Source organism: Actinocatenispora rupis (assembly GCF_016861975.1).
Lineage (GTDB): Bacteria > Actinomycetota > Actinomycetes > Mycobacteriales > Micromonosporaceae > Actinocatenispora > Actinocatenispora rupis.
Window position 1 is genome coordinate 106,751 of record NZ_BOMB01000041.1, and the last position, 20,457, is coordinate 127,207.

Consider the following 20,457-nt stretch of genomic DNA (forward strand, 5'->3'; position numbering starts at 1 on the left):
AGCACAGCCAGGACGACCGCCAGTACGGCGTCACCGACGCGGACGCCGTCACGCTCAACCCTGGCGACCCGCGCCAGTGCCCGCACCACACGGCCGACAGTTGAGGCTGGTCACACACTGGGCCGCTTCAGCTCGCGCGGATCAGCAGCGCCACCGTCGTGACGAGGTAGTAGGCCGCTGCGATCACGATGGCTGCGCGATTCGAGCTGTCGTCGTGGCGCAGGAACCGCTGTATGAGGGCGTCGGCGCCAGCCCAGACGATGACGGCGCTCATCGTGTTGAACACGGCGCAGAGGATTGCCGCCCACCACGCGAGGTCGGATGCGTAGATCAATCCGGACGTGATGAGCAGGCCGCCGGCGAGCGTGGTCACGCAGAGCAGTACCGGAAGATGCTCGGCGTCCTGGTTCGCGGTCTCGGCGCGGCTCGGTCGGATGGTCGGCTGTGGCACCAGGAGCGATGGTTCCGGTGGGGTACGGGCTCGATCAGCGGCCGAGGACCGCGCGGCTCCGTCGTCGTGTGGGGAGGGGCGCGCGGCTCCGTCGTCGTGGGGAGAGGAGCGCGCGGCTCCGTCGGCGTGGGGAGCGGAGCGCGGATCCGGTCGGACGGCGACCCGATGCGCGGCCGGCTCGCGAGGCCCGGCGTTGGGAGCGAGCGCCACCAGCGCGCCGCGGGCGACGGCGAGTTCCGGCTGCTCGGTGACGGCCGGCGGGACGCGCAGCGCCCGGTGCAGCGTGCTGGCCACCAGCGGCATGCGGCTGGCGCCTCCGGTCAGGTACAGCGCGGCGCGTGGGGGAACATCGAGCCCCGCGGCGGCCAGGGCGGCACGGGTCGCGCGGACGGTGCGGTCGACGACTGGCTGGGCGATGGCGTCGAGCTGTTCGCGGCCGAGCGGCGCGTCGATGTCCAGCAGCGGGATGTGCACGAAGGTCTGCGCGGATCGGGACAGCAGTTCCTTGGCCGTACGTACCTGGTCGAGGAGGTGACGTCGGTGCCGCTGGTCGGCGGCGGTCGCCGGGTGACGGAGGCGTGCCCAGGCGTCGGGGTTCCGGTGGCGGTAGGTGGCGTCCAGGTGGGCCAGGATGGCGGCGTCGATGTCGAGCCCGCCGGTGTCGGGCAGACCGTCGGAGGCGAGGACCTGGTCGCGGTGGACGACGGACACGTCGTGCGTTCCACCGCCCAGGTCGTACACGATCAGCGGGGCCGTGTGGTCGACGGCGTGGTCGGACAGGTGGTGGCGTGCGGCGGCGATCGGCTCGGCGAGCAGGATCGGCTCCGGCAGCCCGGCGAGTTCCGCCGCCCGTACGAGGGTCTGCTGGCGTCGGGTGCCCCAGGTGACGGGATGGGTGAGCACGACGGTGCCGATGTCGCCGGGCGTGCACCGGTCGGCGTCCTCGGCGACCCGGCGAAGCACCGCGGCGAACAGCTCCGGCACCGGCATCTCGGTACCGAGCAGGACGGTGCCGTCGTCGATCCGCAGCTTCGGGTTCGGTTCCAACCGCTCCGGTGCCGAGGCAGCGGCGTGCAGCGCGTCGCGCCCGACCAGCAGCGTCCCGTCGTCCTGCCCGAACACCGCGGACGGCAGTACCGGCGAGCCGTCGAACAACACCTGCTCGGTACGCCCGCCCGGTCGACGCACCGCGGCGACCGTGTTCGACGTACCCAGGTCGATCGCCAGCGCCGCATCCGTCACGGCCGCAACCTACCAACGAGCCGCATCGCACCCGGTGCGCGCCGGCTCCCGGCGTCCATGGCGATACTTCCCGGCGCCGCCGACACACTGGCGCCGTCGCCCGGGATGGACGTGGTACCGCCGGGAAGTGGTGCGGTGACGGCGTTCCGACGATGTGGGCGGCGACGGCGGCCGGGCGGCATGCTGCCGACGCCGGATCGTCCCCGTCGACGGTGTGGGCGGAAGCCTGCGGTGCATTCCGGCGTTGGCTCCGGGTATGAAGATCGGCGACGCGTCCAGGGCCAGCGGTGTGAGTGCGAGATCGTTGCGGCACTACGAGGATGAGGGGCTGATCGTCCCGGGCCGGTGCGGCAACGGGTTCCGCGACTACTGCCAGTCCACGATCGACCGGGTACTCGTCATCCGTACGCTGCTGGAGTCCGGGTTGCCCGTGCGGCTGATCAGGACACTGCTCCCCCACCTCGGCGACGGGTCCACCACCGGCACGGATCCGGTGTGCGCCGAGTTCCTGCGGGAGGTGCAGGGCTTCCGCGATCGGCTCGCCGCCCGCATCGCGACGCTCAGCGCCCAGCAGTCGGCGCTCGACGCGTACCTGCGCGGGCGCACGGTGCCGAGCGCGGACCGTACTTGACCTTGACGTAAGTGTCAGGGTCCTACGGTCGCCGCATGGACACCAACGGGCGGCGGAACACCAGCGGGCAGACGATGCGGGCGCTGGTCCAGCGGACACATCGGGGACCGGAGGACCTGACCCTCACGACCGATCGACCGCGCCCCACCGCGGGGCCTGACGATTACCTGATCCGTGTCGGTGCCGCCGGGGTCAACTTCGCCGACGTCATGCAGACGCGGGGAACGTACGGCGGAGGTCCGGAAACCCCGTACGTGGCGGGTTTCGAGGCCGCCGGCGAGATCGTCGGGGCCGGCGCGGGCATCGAGAACCCGCTGCCGCCCGGCACCCACGTGGTCGGCGCCGGCCCGGGCGCCTTCGCGCAGTTCATGACGATGCCGGCCGCGGGTGCACTTCCCGTACCGTCCGGCTGGAGCGACGCCGAAACCCTCGGCCTGGTACTGAACTGGATCACCGCCCTGGCGGCGCTGAAACCGCTGGGTGGCCTCAGATCCGGTGACGTCGTCCTCATCCATGCCGCGGCCGGCGGCGTGGGGCAGGCCGCCGTCCGTCTCGCCCGTCACTACGGCGCGCGCGTGGTCGCCACCGCCTCGCCGGAGAAGCACGACACCGTCACGGCTCTCGGCGCCGACGAGGTACTGGACAGCCGACGGCCCGACCTGGCTGCCGAGATCACCCGCCGGACCGGCGGCGTCGACCTGGTCCTGGAATCGGTGGGACGGGCCACGTTCGCCGCCAGCCTGGCCGTCACCAAGCCCTTCACCGGACGCATCGTCGTGTACGGCGCCGCGTCCGGCGACGCCACCCTGACCACCCACGAGCTGGTCTTCACCCACCAGGTACAGCTCAAGGGACTGCACATCGGTGCACTCGCCGCCGCGGCACCGGCGCTCTACCGGTCGTTGCTCAGCGAGATCGAGGCCCTCGTCGCCCGCGGCGTGTACGCGCCGTCCGCTGCGCAGGTACACCCCCTGGCCGAGGGGGCGACGGTGCTGCAGCGACTCGAATCCGGCCGTACTCGGGGAAAGCTCGCGCTCGACCCCTGGCGCTGACGCCTGTCCGACGTCAGCGGCGGGTGAGCGGTCACTGGCACCGGAGCAGCGCGTCGAGTTCGGGAAGTTGGCCGAACAGGTCGGGGAGGCCGCGCACCCCGTCGCGTACGGACCGGTGCGACAGCGCGAGATCCGGGCCGGTGCCCGGCTCGACGCCGGCGAGGCAGCGAAGGACGTTCCACCGGGTGTGCCCCAGCCACCCGCCGATCACGTACGCGAACCAACTGGGGCCCCACGGCGGCAGCGCTCCGCCGCCTGCCACGTAGCCGTCGAGTACCGTGCGGAAGATGGCGGGCCGGACATCGTCGAAGCCGGGCCCCTTCGCGAGGCTCAGCGCGGTCGAGCCGAGTTCGCCGGCCAGGTCGAGCATCCCCGACAGCTCCCAGTCGAGCACCACCGGCCGCCCCTGTCGAGCAAGCAGGTTCCACGGCTGGATGTCCCGGTGCGTCAGCACGACCGGTCCGGGCCGCTCGCAGGTGTCGACGAAGTCGGCCATCGCGAGGAACGTCCCGACCTGGGTGGCGAGTTCGTCGGCCCACGGCTGTCCGGTCGCGGTCGCCCGCGCGGCGAGTTCGGGCCAGTCCCGTGCCACCGGTTCCTCGGTCGGGACATGCCGCCACGCGACGTCGAGCGCGTGGACGCGCGCGAGGATCTCACCGATCTCGAACGCGTACGCCGGCGGCACGGGCGCCTCGGGCACCCTTTCGCCCTCGACCCACCGGTGGACGAGCGTGTGATGGCTGGCCGAGATCGGCTCCGGCATGGGGATTCCGGCGGCGAAGGCCGCCCGCTCGAACCCGAACACGTCCTCGGCGCGGTACGTCCAGCGGCGGTCGAGAACGTTCAGCTCCTTCACCGCGAACGACCCCTGGTCCGTGTCGAGCCGGTACGTCCGGTTGGCGTACCCGCCGTGGACACGGACCATCGGACCGGTCGGCGCGCCGAGGTACGACAGGCTGAAGGGCACGTCCTCGTCCGCACTCATCCCACGAACCTAGAGCCCGCGAAGCGTCGATGCACCGGAGTTCCCCGGGACGGTCGACGTGTGCGGTGCGAGTGCCGTGACCCAGCCGTGTGCCGACGCGGCGGGCACCACCCCGGGCACACGGGTTCGACGCGCTGCGCCGGCGTACGTGTCACCACACCCGGACCATCAGGTCGCCGAGATCACCGCCGAGCGCCACCAGTTCGGTGATCAGCCCGCGCAGTTCGCGCTCGCTCGTCCTGATCTCCGCGACCGGTTGCCAGCCCCGCCAGCCGTACACGAGGTTCGGAGTTGGCGACGGGTAGACGCTGTGCACGACAGCGTTGCGACGATCGAGGGCGGCGCGTACGCGCTCCAACACGGCTTCGCCGAGGGCTCGCGACGCCGGATCCTCCGTGGCGAGGGCGTCTCTCGACAGGCGAACGAGGTCGCTCGCGGACCTGGTCGCGAACTCCTCCTGCGGTTTCTGGTGAAGAGCGGTGGTGAGATGCCACAGCCGAAGCTCGACCAGAGCGGTGAGAGCTGTAACGCGGCCGATGAGACCGAAGAAGTCGAAGTCAGGATCGATGTATCCGAACATGGCGTGCGGAACGCCGTACTGGTCGGTGGTCACCAGACCGGTTTAGCAGCGGCCGCACCCCGCCACATCCGCCGATGAGCCGGTGTGAAACACCTGGACGGGACCGTCACCTCACCAGTCGCCGGTCGTTGAACCGAAACGCTCACGGAAGCTGTCGGACAGACGATCATGGTGTACCGCGTGCCGATGGCCCTCGTTCGCTCCGGCGCTGATGCGCCGCGGCGGGACGTCACCAGCGGATCCCGGCCGCCACGGGCAGGTGGTCGCTGCCGGTGGCCGGGAGCGTCCACGAGCGTGTCGGCTGAACGCCGCGTACCAGGATCTGGTCGATCCGGGCCACGGGGAACGTGGCCGGCCAACTGAAGCCGAACCCGTGACCGGCGACCGCCTGGGCCGAACGCAGCTGCGCGGTGAGGCCGGCGAACGCCCGGTCGTTCAGCGTGCCGTTCAGGTCGCCGAGCACCAGGACGCGCTCGGCCGGATCGGCGGCGAGCGCCGCGCCAAGTGCGTCCGCGCCGGCATCCCGCCCGCCGGCCGAGAATCCTTCGCCCGGGCTGACGCGTACCGACCACAGGTGGACCACGTACACCGCGAGCCGCCCGTGGTCCGTGGTCACCGTCGCGCGCATCGCCCGGGACGGGTCCATCTGGCCGGGCGGCCCGTCGTCCGACAACGGCAGCCTGCTCCACATCCCGACCGTCCCCCGCACCACGTGGTACCGGTACGTCCCGGCCAGCGTCGCCTCGTACGTGGCCGTGGCCTGCGGGGTCAGCTCCTCCAGCGCCACCAGGTCCGCGCCGGACGCGGCCAGTACGCGAGCGGTGTGCGCCGGGTCCGGGTTGCCGGCGCCCACGTTGTGACTGACCACGGTGAGCTGGGAGCCCGGCCCGGCCTTGTCGACGAGCAGCCCGCCGAACAGGCTCAGCCACACCAGCGCCGGCACCAGCACCGCGACCGCCGCCGTGGCGGAGCGGCGGCACAGCGCCCCGACGAGCAGCACCGGCACGACCAGGCCGTACCACGGCAGGAACGTCTCGACGAGGCTGCCGAGGTGCCCGTTCCGGTTCGGGATCCACGTGTGTCCCACCAGGAGCAGGCCGAGCAGCAGCGCCAGCGCCGCGAGCACCAGGCCGCGGCGCCAGGGACCGACGCGGGTACGTCGGTACCGGTGCGGCGGTGCGGGTGAGGTCAGGCGGGGCAGGGTCGTGGACATGCGGCCAGTCAACGCGCCCCGATGTTGCCGGAACGTATGCGGTTGTCGATACGCCGATGACAGGTCCGGCGGTCCCCCGCGTGGTGATCGTGTCGACGGCGCCGCCGTGGCCGACGCTGACGTACGGCTGCACGCAGTCGACCACCGCCTCGTACTCGGGATCCTCGCCACCGCACGGCTCGACCCGCGCGAGCGACAGCGCCGCGAGGAGTGCCTCCGCGTCGGCAGTCGCCCGTGGGCCTCAACGGTCACTTACCGGCGAGTCCTCGCCCGAACGTGGTGCCGGGCCACACCCGGCCCGAGGTCAGCTGCGGCGTCGGCGGGCGGCGACCAACAGGGTCACGGCGAGCCCGATGCACCCCAGTGCCACACCGAACAGTATCGGCAGGCTCGTGCCGGTGATCGGCAGCGCAGGCCCCGGGCCGGACGCCGCGGGCCCGCCCGGCCCGGCCGAACCGGTCCCGGGCGGCACCGGGACGCTGGGCGAGCCGGACGGCGTACCGCTGGGTGGAGGCGAGCCGGAAGGCGATCCGCTGGTACTGGGCGCTGAGGACGGCGAGTCGGAGGCACTCGCGGACGGCGACGCCGACGTGGTCGGCGAGTCGCTGGGCGACTCGCTCGGCGTCATGGTGGCCGTCGTAGTCGGCGACGGGCTGGGACTGGCCGGCGAACAGTCCATGCGTACGTCGCCGAGGACCAGGTCGAACAGGGAGACGGTGTCGCCGGTCGGTTGGCCGGCCTCGTCCAGCAGTTGCGCGGTGGCCGACAGGTCCAGTTCGGCGTGCCCCATGAGGCCGGCGACCTCCTGGAGCTGCTGGCTGGTCACGCTCACCTGCACGCCCGACGTACCCGGCCCGAAGTCGCCGGTCAGGTCGAAGGTGTCGGTGGTGCGCTGCGGGGAGACGGTGACGGCCTGCCCCAGTACGCTGACCGCGACCGCGCTGGTCAGGAAGATCGGCTCGTTCGGGTACGTGCAGTTGACGCTGTTCTGCCAGGTGGACACGGACAGGATCGCCGTCAGCCCGTTGGCTTCGGGCGTCCCGTACTGGTTGATCACCTGCGCCGGCCCGGTCGTCCCGGTCGGCTGCGGTACGAGGAGTTCGGTGAAGGCGCCGTCGGCCCGGGCGCGCGCCGACGACGGGTTGGTCGTGGTGTTGACCTCCGCGGTACCGGTCGACGACGGTACGTTCGGCGAGATGGCGGAACCGGGGCCGGTGGTGATGTCCCAGTCCTTTTCCTGGTCGCCGCTCGCGGACAGTTCGGTCAGGGTGCCGGACACCGCGCCGGAGCCGTAGACGGCCGGGTCCAGGGCCAGCCGCGCCCACGTACTGCTCGCGTGCGGCGTGGCCGGCCCGGCCGCCTCCCCGCGGCCTCCGGCGACGACACCGGCCGAGACCAGCGCGAGCGCCAACGCTCCCGCGACCACCAGGGCCTTCACCACCGAGCTCGATGTCGCGACCGCTCGTACCATCAGATCATCACTTTCGGCGCCTACGCAGGTACGGTGAGTGTATTTTGCGGCTGTTTGGATGGGCGGCGACGCGCCGAGGGACGCGCCAACGCCGAGCGGGGACGGCGCTCGGCTGGGCCGGCTCATGCCGTGGCCACGTCGGCGCATCCTCCTCGGGGGCCATCGACCGCCACTTCCCCGACATGACGCCCGACCCGAGGCGGACCACGACCGTCCACATGAGACCGTGCACGGCTCCGGCAGCGGCACGTTCCCGCATTGACCGGGTACGCCCCGCGCAGATGTGATGCGATCAGCGGGTGCAGACCAACGGAAGGCGCGTCGAGCGTTCGCTGGGCGCCGTCGCGGCGATCGTGGTGGTGACCGCCGGACTGCACCTCGCCGCCGGGATCGTCGCTCCGGTGGCGCTGGCCCTCGTCCTGGTCGTCACGGTGGCACCCGTCGGGCGGTGGCTCCGCGCCCACGGCTGGCCGGCCTGGTTGTCGACCCTGGCCCTGCTGCTCGTCCTGTACGCCGTGCTCGCCGTCGGCGCGCTGACGCTGGTGGTCTCGGTGGCGCGACTCGCGTCCCTGCTCCCCACGTACGCCGACGAGACCGGGCAGCTGCTCGACGCGATCGGCGACGGGCTGGCCCGCCTCGGCGTCACGGGCGACGAGATCGCGTCGACCGTCGCGAACCTCGACCCGGCCCGGCTCGTCGCGCTCGCCGACAGCGTCGTGGGTTCCGTGGCGTCCCTGCTCACCAACCTGGTGTTCCTGCTGGCGCTGCTGTTCTTCATGGGCGCCGAGGCGGCCGGGTACCCGCGGCGTCTCGCCTCCCTCGCCGTCGACCGGCCGAACCTGGCCGCCGCGCTGCGCGCCTTCGCCCGCGGCACCTGCCGGTACATGCTCGTGTCGACGATCTTCGGACTGGTCGTGGCGGTCGTGGACGGGCTCGCGCTGTGGGCGCTGGGCGTACCGCTGCCGGTGTTGTGGGCGCTGCTGGCGTTCGTCACCAACTACATCCCCAACATCGGCTTCTTCATCGGACTGGTACCGCCGATGACGCTCGGCCTGCTCGACGGCGGCCCGCGCACCATGGTCCTGGTGATCGCGCTGTACTGCGTCATCAACTTCGTCATCCAGTCCCTGATCCAGCCGAAGGTCGTCGGTGACAGCACCGACCTGTCGGTCACCGTCACGTTCCTGTCCCTGGTCTTCTGGACCTGGGTACTCGGCCCGCTCGGCGCCGTCCTCGCGATCCCGCTGACCCTGCTGGCGAAGGCGCTGCTGGTCGACACCGCCCCGCAGACCCGCTGGGCTGCCCACCTGCTCTCCGCCCGGCCCCACGACACGGTGCCCGCCAGGGCCGCGGCCGGTACCGGGCCGTCGGCGTCGTAACGCCGACCAGCGTGCACGCAGCCCGATGGCTGTGAAGCATGCGACGTCGACCGCGTCCCGGGTACGACCACCCGTCAGGTACGGGGCCGGACCAGCGGAAGGTAGACGTCGTCGACGATCTCGACGAGTACGTCGTCGGCGGCGGCGGTCACCCCGTTCAACCCGTACTCGTTGCGGAGCAGGTCGACCGCGACGGTCGCCACGCGCGGGGTCAGCGCGGCGGGATCGGCCTCGCCGCGCGACACCGCGCGGGCCAGGATCGTGAGCCACGGTCCGACGCCGGCGCGGACGAGCTGTTCGCGGATCTCGCGCAGCCGCTCGGGATCGTCCTGCATGCCGGTGAGCAGCCCGCGCAGTACGGCGCCGAGCGGGGTGGACATCCGGTCGTTGAAGCGGCGCAGCATGGCGAGCGCGTCGTCGCGCAGGACGCCGGTGTCCGGCACGTCCTCCGGTGTGGTCGGCAGCATCGAGCGCCACGCGGCGATGCTCAGCGCCGCCCGGTTCGGCCAGCGGCGGTAGATCACGTTCTTGCTGGTGCCGGCGCGGGTGGCGACCCGGTCCATGGTCAGCCCGGGGTAGCCGACCTCGGCCAGTTCCTCGGCCGCCGCGCGCAGGACCGCCGCCTCCAGCGCGGCCCCGCGGCGGCGGGTCGCCTTGGCCTCCGTGCCACTCTCCACCACCGCGCCCCCTTGAGAAGGATACCTGACCGTACCTTACCGCATCCCGGTTGCGGCCGTTGAGCGAATCTGTAAGATACGAGTCCGTATCCTAAATGCTTCGGGAGGTCGTGAGATGGACAAGCGCGCACTCGTACTCGGGCTCGTCGCCGACGTCGGGCTGCCCGCCGCGGCGTACTACGGGGCCCGCGCGATCGGGCTCGACGTCGAACCGGCGCTGGCCGCCGGCGGCGTCGTCGGGCTGCTCCGCCTGGCGTACGTCGGGGTGACGCGGCGGCGGCTCGACGGGGTCGCCGCCGTCGTGGTCGGCGGGTTCGTCGCCCTGCTCGTCGCGTCGCTGCTGACCGGCGACCCGCGGATCCTGCTCGCCCGCGAGTCGATCGTGTCCGGCGGCCTCGGCCTGCTGCTGCTCGGCTCGGTCGCCGTCGGCCGTCCCGTCCTGTACTCGATGCTCCGGCGGCTCAACGCCGGCAAGCCCGAGCTGCTCGCCCGGTGGGACGGGATGTGGCGGACCCGGCCGGCGTTCCGGCGCGTGTTCGTACTCATGAGTCTCGTCTGGGGCGCGGGGCTCCTGGCCGAGGCGATCGTCCGGCTCCCGTTGATCTACCTGCTGCCCGTCGACGTGACCGCCGCGCTGTCGACCGCGCTGCAGGTCGGTACCGTCGGGCTGCTGGTCGCCTGGTCGCTGTGGTACCGCCGACGCCGGCAGCGCGCCGCCACCCACAGCGCGACGCCCGAAACGGCCTGATCGCCATGCGGGGCAAGGGAATCAACTACGACACCGGCGCGTACCCGGCGGGCCACGCGACCCGCGCCGAGTTCGACCCGGCGACGGTACGCGAGGAGATGCGCGTCATCGCGGCGGACCTGCACTGCACCGCCGTCCGCGTCACCGGCGGCGATCCCGAACGCCTCGACGTGGCCGCCCGCTGCGCGGCCGAGGCCGGACTGGCGGTCTGGTACGCGCCGTTCCCGTGCGAGGTGCCCGCCGGCGAGATGCTGGACCTGTTCGCCGACTGCGCCCGGCGGGCCGAACGCCTGCGCCGGCAGGGCGCCGAGGTGGTGCTGGTCCTCGGCGCCGAGCTGAGCCTCTTCGCGCCCGGTTTCCTCCCAGGCGCCGACCTGCACGCCCGGCTGGCCCTGCTGACCGCTCCCACGGCGGACCGGGCCGCGCTGCTCGCCGGCGTACCGGGACGGCTCGACGCGTTCCTCGGTACGGTGCTCGCCGCGGTCCGCCCGCTGTTCGGCGGTCCGGTCACCTACGCCGCGCTGGCGTACGAGGGCGTGGACTGGGCGCCGTTCGACCACGTCGGGGTCGACGCGTACCGGGCGGCGCACAACGCGGCCACGTTCGCCGACGAGATCCGCGGCCTGCACCGGCACGGCAAGCCGGTGGCCGTCACCGAGTTCGGCTGCTGCACGTTCCGCGGCGCGGCCGCGCTCGGCGCGCGCGGCTGGCTGGTCGTGGACCGCACCACCACCCCGCCCCGGCTGTCCGGCGAGTACGTCCGCGACGAGCAGGAACAGGCCCGGTACCTGCGCGAACTGCTCGCCGTGTTCGACGCCGAGGGCGTGGACACCGCGTTCTGGTTCACGTTCGCCGGCTACGCCTTCCCGTACCGGGCGGACCCGCGCCACGACCTCGACCTCGCCTCGTACGGCCTGGTCCGGCTCGGGCCGGGCACCGAACGCCACCGCAAGGCCGCCTTCCACGCCCTCGCCGACGCGTACGCGGGCCGCGACGACGGCTGACACACCGACCGTACGGATCCCCTGCCGCACAACCGACTCGCTCGTCGGGCCGGACGCCGGGTCATGCCCGGGCGACGTCCTCCGGCACCGGCCGGAGCGCCGACTCCTGCGCGCGGACCCGCCGGTACGACAGCGCCAGCGTGCCGGCGAACCCGAGCGCCAGCGCGACGACCACACCGAGGTTCGCGCCGGCCCACGCGCCGGAACGACCCCCGAGTCCCAGCGGCGCCAACAGGTAGCCCTGCCAGGTCAGCCAACTCGCCGACGCGTTCGTCACCAGACCCCAGCCGATCGCGGTCGCCACGACCGTCAGTACCACCGGAACCACGCGGACGTCACCGTACCGGCCGTCCCGGCGGTACAGGTCGGACTCGCTGTAGTCCCGGCGGCGCAGCGCCACGTCGGCGAGCATGATGCCGCACCACGCCGCGATCGGTACACCGAGCGTGGTCAGGAACCCGATGAACTGGCCCAGGAAGTCACCGGCGACGAACACGATGTAGATCGTGCCGGCGACCATCAGTACCGCGTCGACCATCGCCGCCGCGGGCCGCGGTACCCGCAGACCGGCCGCCAGCAACGCCAGGCCGGAGGAGTAGATGTCCAGGACCGCGCCACCGACCAGGCCGAGGATCGCGACGACCGCGAACGGTACGAGGAACCAGGTGGGCAGGATCGTGGTCAGCGCACCGATCGGGTCCGCGGCGACGGCCTTGCCCAGCGTCGCCGAGGACCCGGCGAGCAGCAGGCCGAACACCAGCAACAGCAGCGGCGCCACCGAACCGCCGAACGTCGTCCACCCGATCACGGCACGCCCGGACGAGCGGCGCGGCAGGTACCGCGAGTAGTCGGCCGCGGCGTTCACCCAGCCCAGGCCGAAGCCGGTCATCATGAACACCACCGCACCGATGAACTGCTGCGCCGAGCCGGCCGGGATCGCGGCGACCGTGTGCCAGTGCACGTGCCCGGCGACCAGCACCACGTACGCGATGGTCAGCACACCCGTGACCACGGTGATGATGGTCTGCAACCGCATGATCACGTCGAAGCCCATCACACCACCGACGACGATCAGGGCACTCACCACGACCAGCGCCACCACCTTCGTCCCGGTACCGCCGCCCCAGCCGAGCCGGCCGAACACGGTCGCGGTCGCCATCGTGGCCAGCGCGGTGAGCACCGTCTCCCACCCGACGGTCAACAGCCACGACACCACCGAGGCCAGCCAGTTGCCGCGCACCCCGTACGCGGCGCGGCTGAGCACCATCGTCGGCGCCGAACCGCGCTTCCCCGCCACCGCAACGAATCCGCACAGCAGGAACGAGAACACGATGCCGACCACGCCGGCCACCAGCGCCTGCCACAGCGAGATCCCGAAACCCAGCGCGAACGCGCCGTAGCTGAGGCCGAGGATCGACACGTTCGCGCCGAACCAGGGCCAGAACAGGTGCCGCGGCCGACCCTTGCGTTCCGCGTCGGAGATGACGTCGAGACCGTGGGTCTCCACCCGCACCGAGCGGTTTTCCTGTACTGCCGGGGAATCCGCCATCATCGTTCACCTGTCTCGACGTGTCTGCGAGGCAGGACGCTAAGCCGCGCCACGACACCTGTCAATGCCGCGGATCACGGCGCGCGATTCGCCCCTCGTCGACGGTTCGGCCGACTTCCCCACCGTCGACCGTGACGGTGTCGACGGCGACGCACGGGCGCATCACCGGCGAGTACCGTTGCCGACGCTCGCGCCGGCATGAGCGTGGTCCCGGTGGTCGCACGCAACCCGGTGCGGTGCACCCGTTCACGAGTGCACGGGGCGGGGCCGCTGATCGCCGCGAGCGTCCGGCCGAGACGAACGGCAGCGGGTACTCGATACGCTGCCGGCACGAACGACACCCGGCGACGGCCAGGCAACCGAGTGGGGATGGTCGCCGTCGGTCTGCTGGGGGTGATCATCGGCGTCACGACGATCGTCGCGAACGGCCCGGCCCTCTACGTCCGCTTCGCGGGCACCCGCGGCACCGCGACGGTCACCTCGTGCCGGGGCGTCTTCTCGAACGGCAGGTTCGGCGACCAGCACGACACCGTCTGCTCGGGCGACTGGCGACTGCCCGGCGGCAGCGCGACCACCGGGACGATCGACGGCGCGGCCAGAGCGATCGGGGCGCACGCGGAGGGCAAGCGCAGCATCGACGTACACGAGCCGCTGGAGGTCTGGGCCACCGACACCGGCGCCCTCGCGGTACGGAGCGACCCGATCGGATGGCTCTGGGCCGGCGGCGTACTCGCCCTGGCCGGCGCGGTCGTCCTTGCCGTCACCGCCTGGCGCCGGCACGTCACCTCCTGAGCGTGGGCAACGCGAGGATCGTCGCCGCGGTGCGGAAACGCTGCGCGGGACGGTCCGTCCGAACGACGGGTAACACGGTGATCAGGTGGCTCATCCGCCGGTCGCAGCCGGGGCAGTCCGGCCAGGCCGGTGGCTGGGTCCAGCCCGGATGTCCACCGAGCTTGATGCCGGGCGCGTCGGCGAGATGCCCCTGGTAGTTCCGGCCGGTCTCGTCCTCCCACTCCTCCAGCCGCTCCCACATCCGTGCCTGCTCCGCTGCCGGCAGGCTGTCGACCAGCTCGTCCATCCCCGGGTACCCGACGGCCCGTTCCGGATGCACCACGCACGGCCGGGGTACGTGATCGGCAGGCACGGCAAGGGATGCCGGTAGTCTGGCCGCGACGCGGTCGATGGTGGTGGAGTCGCGCCAGCGCACCACGGGCAGCGGCCCGACCTCGTACTCCCGGTCGTGCTCGTACGGGCACCACAGCACCTGCACCACGTCGCGCCCGGACGGGGCGGGCAGGCTCGGCACGTCGGCGGTGAAGATCTGCGCCACCGGCAGGTACGCGGTCGGTGGCTGCGGCTCGCCCGGTACGTCGGTGTGGTCGGCGGCGCAGACCGGCCACGGTTCGTCGGCCGGCCACAGCAGCGGACCGCCGACCGACGACTCCCGGCACGTGGGGGAGCCGGGCCGCGGATGCAGCCGTACGGTCTCGGCGCGCATCGCCGCCTGCGGCAGTACCGAGGCCACGTCCAGCGGGCGGGCAGGCGTGTGCAGTTCCACCGGCATCTCCCGGGAGACGGGAACGGGACTGCCGGATGGCACGGCCCGCAGACCACCCGACCGGCTCACGGCCGGCGACCCGACGACCCCCGTGCTGCACACCGGTGCGAACGCCACACCACCGCCGGGCACGCCGCCCTGCTCTCGCGATGATGGGCCGGTGGGTCGCCCCGTCCGAGCGGAGGCGCCGCAGCCACGGAGAGGACCGCGACGGTGAAGAAGTACGTGCTGTTCGACCACGACGGCGTCCTGGTGGACACCGAGTTCTGGTACTTCAGAGCCGGTGAACGCGCCCTGGCGGACATCGGCGTGACGCTGGACAGGGACCGGTACCTGCGGGACATGAGCCAGGGGCTCGGCACCTGGGCCCAGGCCCGCGCGGCAGGCGTCGACGAAGGGGCGATCAGCCGGCAGCGTGCGGCGCGCGACGACTACTACCGGGAGTACCTCAGGACGGAGGCCATCGAGATCGACGGCGTCCTCGACGCTCTCGCCGAACTGTCGAGGTACGTCCGGATGGCCGTCGTGACGACCGCGAAGCGCGCGGACTTCGACCTCATCCACGAGAAGCGCGGGATCAGACCGTTCATGGACTTCGTACTGACCCGCGAGGACTACACGCTCGCCAAGCCGCACCCGGAGCCGTACCTGACCGGTGTGCGGCGCCTCGGGGCGCGCCGGGACGAGACGCTGGTCGTGGAGGATTCGGCCCGGGGGCTGCGCTCGGCCGTGGCGGCCGGCATCGACTGCGCCATCGTCCACAACGACTTCACGACGACGCAGGACTTCGCCGGGGCCACGTACCGGATCGGAACGCTGGCCGAGGTGAAGGACATCGTCCTCGCAACCTAGGGTGTCGGACGCTGGTCGAGTAGCATCGGCGGCCCTGGTTCGCCAGTGCTGCGGCTTTCCGGGAGCTGGCGGCGACGCGTGTCGGCGGGGCGGTGCACCGGCCGGGTGGCGGCGTTCAGTCGGGCGTTGCCTGTGGACCGGCCGCTGGCCGAGGTTGCCGGGCGAGCTGGCCGGCGACCGCCAGCCACAGCGCACCGCCGAGCACGAACCACGGGTTCCACAGCAGCAGGCTCCAGCGGGTCTCCTCGGCTCCGACGGACTGCCGGACGCCACCGACGTCGGCGAGCAGCAGCACCTCGACCAGTACGCCGCGGGCCAGCAGCGCGGCGCCGACGACACCGATCGCCACGCCGCCGAGCCGGCGCCACCGCACATCCCTGGTACACCAGGCGATGAGGACCGCGCCGAGCAGCAGTGCGGCGGCGACACCCCACAACCCGAGGAGTACGAAGGCCAGCGGGCGCGAGGCGGCGATCCGCGCGCCGGCCGACGACGCCAGGCCGACGCTTCCCCCGAGCGCCCAGAAGACGTGCACCGCGGCGAACAGACCGCACCACACGATGGCGGCGGTGGCCGCGGGACGCCGGTACGGGCTGCGCATGTCGACGATCGTAGGTGGACGAACGCGGCGCCAACCGACCGCGCCGCACGGGTCGACACCGACACCGTCGTTCCCGGTTCCGGGGCCGGACGCGGGGATATCGTGGGGCGATGGGGACGGACGCGTGGGCGGACCTGGCCGATCACTTCGTCGACGACGCGTACGCCTCGGCCAAGGGCCTGGTCCGGACGTACGTGCTGCACCAGCAGTTGCTGGCGCATCTGCCCCCGCCGCCCGGCACGGTGCTCGACGTGGGCGGTGGCGCCGGGCACCAGTCGTTCCCGCTGGCCCGCGCCGGGTACGAGGTGACGCTGCTCGACCCGTCCGAGGCCATGCTCGACAGGGCCCGGGTACGTCTCGACCGGCTGCCGGACGACGCGCGGCGCCGGGTGACGCTCGTCCGGGCGGACGGCGCGGACGCCGACGCGGCGGTACAGGGGCGGCGGTTCGACGCGGTGCTGTGCCACGGCGTCCTCGGCTATCTCGACCGGCCGGAGCCCGTCCTGGACCAGCTCTGCCGATGCTGCGCCGAGGGTGGCGTCGTCTCGCTCATGGTCGGCAACGCGCACGCCGCCGCGGTACGTCCGGCCCTGGAGCGGCGGTGGGAGGACGCGCTCGCGGCGTTCGACGCCACCGAGGAGATCGGGGTGCTGGGCGTACGGACACGGGCCGACACGGTGGAGGATCTCGGCGCGCAGCTACGGGACCGGGGCGTTGAGCTCGTGGAGTGGTACGGGGTGTGGCTGTTCGTCGACTGGCTGGATCTCGGTGGGTGCGCGGTCGACCCGTCCGACACGCGGCAGGTGGCGGCGGCCGCGGAGGTCGAGCTGGAGGCGGGCCGGCGCGACCCGTACCGGCAGTTGAGCCGGATCGTACATCTGGTGGCGCGCAAGGGATCGAGCTGACCTTCGTCCATTGTGGACCGGTGCCGGTCCCCGTCGCGGGGCGCTCCGCGCGCACGACGCGGACGCCGCCGCCGAGGCCGCCCGTACGCACGCCGCATCGCAGGCCGACCACGACATGCAGGGCGGTCCCGGGTAGGCGTCACGGTTCGACGATGTTGAACGCGCTGTCGCCCGGGTCGATGACGGCGAGCAGGCCGTGCAGGGCCGTCTCGTCGCCGTCGAGGGTGAGCCCCGCGGACCGGGCCGCGTCGAGGTCACCGGCGGCCAGCGCGCCCAACGCCGCACGCGGCACCCGTACGGTGAGGCTCACCGGCCCGGCGCCGTCCCGTACGTAGGTGAAGACGCCGTTGTGCAGCGTGGTCCGGTACGCCGCGCCGTGGTCGGGGAAGTCCCACCGGATCGCCAGGTCCGTCGACCAGGCCCGCGGACCGTCCAGCTGCACGGCCACCGAGTCGAAGAACATCTCCGGCGGCAGCTGGGCGATCATGTCCGGCGACGACGGCGCCGTCGGCGTACCGAAGTTGCCGTCGCGCAGCTCGCGCGCGCCGGACAGGTAGAAGTTGCGCCAGGTCCCGTTCTCCGCGCCGTACCCGAGCCTGTCGAGGACGTCGGCGAGCAGGGCGCGGCCGGCCTGGTGCTTCGGTTCGGCGAACACGACGTGGTCGAGCAGCTGCGCGGCCCACCGCAGGTCCCCGTCGTCCGCCGCGGACCTCGCCCGCGTCACCACGAGGTCCGCGCCGCCCATCGCGTCCACGTACCGGCGCGCGGCCTGCTCCGGCGGGTGCTGCCACAGCCGGGACGGCACCCCGTCGAACCAGCCCATGTACCGCTGGTAGATGGCCTTGACGTTGTGGGACACCGAACCGTAGTAGCCGTGGGTGTGCCAGACGTTCGCCAGCGCCGGCGGCAGCTCGATCAGCTCGGCGATCTCGGCGCCGGTGTACCCCTTGTTGAGCAGCCGCACGGTCTGGTCGTGCAGGTACGCGTAGAGGTCGCGTTGCAGGCCGAGGAAGGTCCTGATCCGCTCGGCGCCCCAGGTCGGCCAGTGGTGCGAGGCGAACAGCACGTCCGAGCGGTCGGCGTACATCTCGATCGCGTGGGTCAGGTGGCGCGCCCAGCCGTGCGGGTCGCGGACCAGCGCGCCGCGCAGGGTGAGCAGGTTGTGCAGGGTGTGCGTGGCGTTCTCGGCCATGCACAGCGCCCGCCGGTCCGGGAACAGGAAGTGCATCTCGGCGGGCGCCTCGGAGTCCGGCGCCAGCTGGAACTCCATCCGTACGCCGTCGACGGACAGTTCCTGCCCGGTGCGGGTGATGTCCACCGTCGGCGGGATCAGGCTCACCGTACCGGTGGAGGTGGTCTGGCCGAGACCGGCGCCCACTCCCCCGCGCGCGTCCCGGTCCAGCGCCGCACCGTACATGTAGCCGGCGCGGCGGCCCATCGCGGTGCCCGCGTACACGTTCTCGGCGATGGCGTGTTCGAGGAAACCCTCCGGCGCGATCACCGGGGTACGGCGCGCGGCCACGTCCTCCGGGGTGACGACGCCCCGCACCCCGCCGAAGTGGTCCACGTGGCTGTGCGTGTAGATCACGCCGGTGACCGGACGCTCGCCGCGGTGCGCACGGTACAGGGCGATCGCGGCGCGGGCGGTCTCCACCGAGATCAGCGGGTCGATCACGATCACGCCGGTGTCGCCCTCGACGAACGTCACGTTCGACAGGTCGAAGCCGCGGACCTGGTAGATGCCGTCGGTCACCTCGTACAGGCCGTGCCGGGCGACGAGGCCGGACTGCCGCCACAGGCTCGGATGTACCGTGTCGGGCCGGTCCCCGGCGAGGAACGCGTACGCGTCGCAGTTCCACACCACCCGGCCGCTGTCGTCGGTGATGGCCGGATCCTCGACCGTACCGACGAAACCCCGGTCGGCGTCGGCGAAGTCGGTCCGGTCGTCGTACGGGAACCCCGAATCGGGCATCGTCGCCGCCTCTCCGTCCGTGCCGTGATCCCTGTCAGGACAACAGTTTCGCCTTGGCCGCCGCGAACTCGGCGTCGCTGAGCATGCCGCGGTCGCGCATGTCCACCAGCCGCTGCAACTGCGCCATCAGGTCGTCGCCACCCGTCGGCTGCTGGGCCGCCTGCTGCTGGGCCGCCTGCTGCTGGGCGGCGGCCTGCTCGTACGCGGCGGCCTCGGCCTGGTCCTGCGCGCGCTGATCCATCCGGCGGCTCACGCCACGCGAGACCGCGGTGGCGGTCCCCGCGACGACCGCGGTACGCGCGACGGCGCCGAGCAGTCCGGGCCCGCGCCGCATCACCGGTCGTACGAACATGTCGGCCCCCTAGCTCGCGGCGCGCTCGTCGAGCACGCGTTCGACGACCGGGGCGGGAATCCGTTCGGTGAACACCATCCGGCCACCGGCGTCGGCCATCGCCGCGGCGATTCCCGCCAACCACAGGTGTTCCAGCAGTACGACGAGCGCGCAGGTGCCGGGACGTACCTGCTCGGCGACCTCCGCGACGTCCTCGTCGGAGATCAGCCCCTCGATGCTGTGCACGACCTCCGCGTACGCCCGGGTGCGCGCCGGGTCCAGGTCGGCGAACTCCTGCGCGGTCACGGTCCCCCGCTCGTCCCGGGCGACCACCATCACGTCCACCATCCGGACGAGGCCGGCCGCGACGATGTCCCGCAGCCGCAAGGCGAAACGCTCGTCGATCGTCTGCGACGGAAACTCGACGACCACGAACTCCATCGGGCCACGGCTCATCGCCGGCCTCCTTCCCCCCAGCCAGCAGCGTATTCGGCATTCGCCGAGGTTGAGGGCAGAACGCCGCAACCCGCGCCTCACAGGCTGGCGATGCCCTTGCCGATCAGTACGACACCGATCAGCAGCAGTACCACCGTCATCACGGCGGCGTTGTGCGCCACCAACCACTCCCGTACGTGCGCCAGGACGACGCGGGCGCGGTCGCGGGCCACCGCGTTCAGGACGACGGGGGCGGCGACCGTGCAGGACGCGAGGACGGTGACGATCGCGACCACCACGACGGTCTGGCCGACGCCCAGGTCGGCCGAGCCGATCGCGACACCGGCGGCGAGCAGTACGGCGAGGTTCTTGGGGTTGACGGCGGACAGCAGGAACGCCAGCCCGGCCGCCTTCGGCGCGGTCATCGTGTCGATCGCGCCCATCCACTTCGGCGGCGCCGGCTCCGCACCGTCCCGCGGCCGGGACCGCCACTGGCGTACGCCGGCGAGCAGCAGCCCCGCACCCAGCACCAGCTTCACCACACCGGACGCGACGCCACCGTGGCCGCCGCCGGACAGCCCGAGTACCCGGGCCAGCACCGTGAACAGCACGCTCACCGCGACCACGCCGGCGATCCAGCCGACGAGGAACCCGACGCTGGCCCCACCGGCCCGCGGCGCCAGCAGCATCAGGATGACCGCGATGATCGGCAGCGGACTGATCGCCGCCGTCACCGCCAGCGGCAGCACCTCACCGATCACCGCGTTCATCCGCGTGCCTCCCCGGTCCGATCATCACATCCGCACCCCGCGTTCCCGGAA

21 protein-coding genes are annotated in these 20,457 nt (G+C 72.4%); 8 read left to right on the top strand and 13 right to left on the bottom strand.

Going from position 1 to position 20,457, the window contains the following annotated elements; genetic code table 11:
• Positions 1-127: 127 nt before the first annotated feature.
• Positions 128-1,693 (bottom strand): Hsp70 family protein, encoded by a 1,566-nt coding sequence (locus Aru02nite_RS31225; protein WP_203663694.1) that lies wholly within the window; start codon positions 1,691-1,693, stop codon positions 128-130.
• A gap of 256 nt (positions 1,694-1,949) precedes the next feature.
• Between Aru02nite_RS31225 and Aru02nite_RS31230 the strand changes: the two genes are divergently transcribed.
• Both Aru02nite_RS31230 and Aru02nite_RS31235 read left to right on the top strand, forming a co-directional pair.
• Positions 1,950-2,324 (top strand): MerR family transcriptional regulator, encoded by a 375-nt coding sequence (locus Aru02nite_RS31230; protein ID WP_203663695.1) that lies wholly within the window; start codon positions 1,950-1,952, stop codon positions 2,322-2,324.
• 35 nt (positions 2,325-2,359) lie between these two features.
• Positions 2,360-3,376: a zinc-binding dehydrogenase gene (locus Aru02nite_RS31235; protein ID WP_203663696.1), complete on the top strand. Its 1,017-nt coding sequence runs from the start codon at positions 2,360-2,362 to the stop codon at positions 3,374-3,376.
• Between the two features lie 31 nt (positions 3,377-3,407).
• Here Aru02nite_RS31235 and Aru02nite_RS31240 read toward each other — a convergent pair whose 3' ends face one another.
• The 4 genes from Aru02nite_RS31240 to Aru02nite_RS31255 all read right to left on the bottom strand — a co-directional run bounded on the left by Aru02nite_RS31240 (position 3,408) and on the right by Aru02nite_RS31255 (position 7,592).
• Positions 3,408-4,361 carry a phosphotransferase family protein gene (locus Aru02nite_RS31240; RefSeq protein WP_203663697.1) on the bottom strand — a complete coding sequence of 318 codons (954 nt, stop codon included), beginning with the start codon at positions 4,359-4,361 and terminating at the stop codon, positions 3,408-3,410.
• 151 nt (positions 4,362-4,512) lie between these two features.
• Positions 4,513-4,974, bottom strand: a complete 462-nt coding sequence (locus tag Aru02nite_RS31245; RefSeq protein ID WP_203663698.1) for a hypothetical protein — start codon at positions 4,972-4,974, stop codon at positions 4,513-4,515.
• Positions 4,975-5,170: 196 nt separating this feature from the next.
• Complete coding sequence (locus tag Aru02nite_RS31250) at positions 5,171-6,154, bottom strand: endonuclease/exonuclease/phosphatase family protein (protein ID WP_239077064.1); 984 nt, start codon at positions 6,152-6,154, stop codon at positions 5,171-5,173.
• Positions 6,155-6,458: 304 nt separating this feature from the next.
• The gene (locus Aru02nite_RS31255) at positions 6,459-7,592 is read right to left on the bottom strand and encodes a hypothetical protein (RefSeq protein WP_203663700.1); all 1,134 of its coding nucleotides are present in this window, start codon (positions 7,590-7,592) and stop codon (positions 6,459-6,461) included.
• A gap of 332 nt (positions 7,593-7,924) precedes the next feature.
• Here Aru02nite_RS31255 and Aru02nite_RS31260 point away from each other — a divergent pair, with 332 nt between their 5' ends.
• Positions 7,925-9,004: an AI-2E family transporter gene (locus tag Aru02nite_RS31260; protein WP_203663701.1), complete on the top strand. Its 1,080-nt coding sequence runs from the start codon at positions 7,925-7,927 to the stop codon at positions 9,002-9,004.
• 74 nt (positions 9,005-9,078) lie between these two features.
• Here Aru02nite_RS31260 and Aru02nite_RS31265 read toward each other — a convergent pair whose 3' ends face one another.
• On the bottom strand, positions 9,079-9,681 hold the full coding sequence (locus Aru02nite_RS31265; protein WP_203663703.1) for a TetR/AcrR family transcriptional regulator: 603 nt from the start codon (positions 9,679-9,681) through the stop codon (positions 9,079-9,081).
• A gap of 115 nt (positions 9,682-9,796) precedes the next feature.
• Here Aru02nite_RS31265 and Aru02nite_RS31270 point away from each other — a divergent pair, with 115 nt between their 5' ends.
• Together Aru02nite_RS31270 and Aru02nite_RS31275 are read left to right on the top strand one after the other, a co-directional pair.
• Positions 9,797-10,429: a VC0807 family protein gene (locus Aru02nite_RS31270; protein WP_203663705.1), complete on the top strand. Its 633-nt coding sequence runs from the start codon at positions 9,797-9,799 to the stop codon at positions 10,427-10,429.
• A gap of 5 nt (positions 10,430-10,434) precedes the next feature.
• Positions 10,435-11,433 (top strand): glycoside hydrolase family 113 protein, encoded by a 999-nt coding sequence (locus Aru02nite_RS31275; protein WP_203663707.1) that lies wholly within the window; start codon positions 10,435-10,437, stop codon positions 11,431-11,433.
• 61 nt (positions 11,434-11,494) lie between these two features.
• Here Aru02nite_RS31275 and Aru02nite_RS31280 read toward each other — a convergent pair whose 3' ends face one another.
• Positions 11,495-12,946: a purine-cytosine permease family protein gene (locus tag Aru02nite_RS31280; RefSeq protein ID WP_239077065.1), complete on the bottom strand. Its 1,452-nt coding sequence runs from the start codon at positions 12,944-12,946 to the stop codon at positions 11,495-11,497.
• 405 nt (positions 12,947-13,351) lie between these two features.
• Here Aru02nite_RS31280 and Aru02nite_RS31285 point away from each other — a divergent pair, with 405 nt between their 5' ends.
• Complete coding sequence (locus tag Aru02nite_RS31285; RefSeq protein WP_203663711.1) at positions 13,352-13,774, top strand: hypothetical protein; 423 nt, start codon at positions 13,352-13,354, stop codon at positions 13,772-13,774.
• On the opposite strand, the gene Aru02nite_RS31290 is transcribed toward Aru02nite_RS31285, so the two are convergent.
• Positions 13,764-14,540 (bottom strand): YwqG family protein, encoded by a 777-nt coding sequence (locus tag Aru02nite_RS31290; RefSeq protein ID WP_203663713.1) that lies wholly within the window; start codon positions 14,538-14,540, stop codon positions 13,764-13,766. The genes Aru02nite_RS31285 and Aru02nite_RS31290 overlap by 11 nt on opposite strands.
• A 213-nt stretch (positions 14,541-14,753) precedes the next feature.
• Between Aru02nite_RS31290 and Aru02nite_RS31295 the strand changes: the two genes are divergently transcribed.
• Entirely contained in the window at positions 14,754-15,392 is a 639-nt protein-coding gene (locus tag Aru02nite_RS31295; RefSeq protein ID WP_203663715.1) for an HAD family hydrolase, read from the top strand.
• Positions 15,393-15,507: 115 nt separating this feature from the next.
• Here the strand turns inward: Aru02nite_RS31295 and Aru02nite_RS31300 are convergent, their stop codons facing one another.
• Positions 15,508-15,993, bottom strand: a complete 486-nt coding sequence (locus tag Aru02nite_RS31300) for a DUF3995 domain-containing protein (RefSeq protein ID WP_203663717.1) — start codon at positions 15,991-15,993, stop codon at positions 15,508-15,510.
• 110 nt (positions 15,994-16,103) lie between these two features.
• Between Aru02nite_RS31300 and Aru02nite_RS31305 the strand changes: the two genes are divergently transcribed.
• A complete protein-coding gene (locus Aru02nite_RS31305) occupies positions 16,104-16,898 on the top strand; it encodes a class I SAM-dependent methyltransferase (RefSeq protein ID WP_203663719.1) in 795 nt (264 codons plus the stop codon).
• Between the two features lie 139 nt (positions 16,899-17,037).
• Here Aru02nite_RS31305 and Aru02nite_RS31310 read toward each other — a convergent pair whose 3' ends face one another.
• The 4 genes from Aru02nite_RS31310 to Aru02nite_RS31325 form a co-directional block, all read right to left on the bottom strand.
• A complete protein-coding gene (locus tag Aru02nite_RS31310) occupies positions 17,038-18,870 on the bottom strand; it encodes an alkyl/aryl-sulfatase (protein ID WP_203663721.1) in 1,833 nt (610 codons plus the stop codon).
• A gap of 34 nt (positions 18,871-18,904) precedes the next feature.
• Complete coding sequence (locus tag Aru02nite_RS31315) at positions 18,905-19,222, bottom strand: SHOCT domain-containing protein (protein WP_239077066.1); 318 nt, start codon at positions 19,220-19,222, stop codon at positions 18,905-18,907.
• A 9-nt stretch (positions 19,223-19,231) separates the two neighbouring features.
• A complete protein-coding gene (locus Aru02nite_RS31320; protein ID WP_203663723.1) occupies positions 19,232-19,657 on the bottom strand; it encodes a DUF6325 family protein in 426 nt (141 codons plus the stop codon).
• A gap of 77 nt (positions 19,658-19,734) precedes the next feature.
• Positions 19,735-20,406, bottom strand: coding sequence for a GAP family protein (locus tag Aru02nite_RS31325; protein WP_203663725.1), 672 nt, complete (start codon positions 20,404-20,406; stop codon positions 19,735-19,737).
• Positions 20,407-20,457 lie beyond the last annotated feature (51 nt).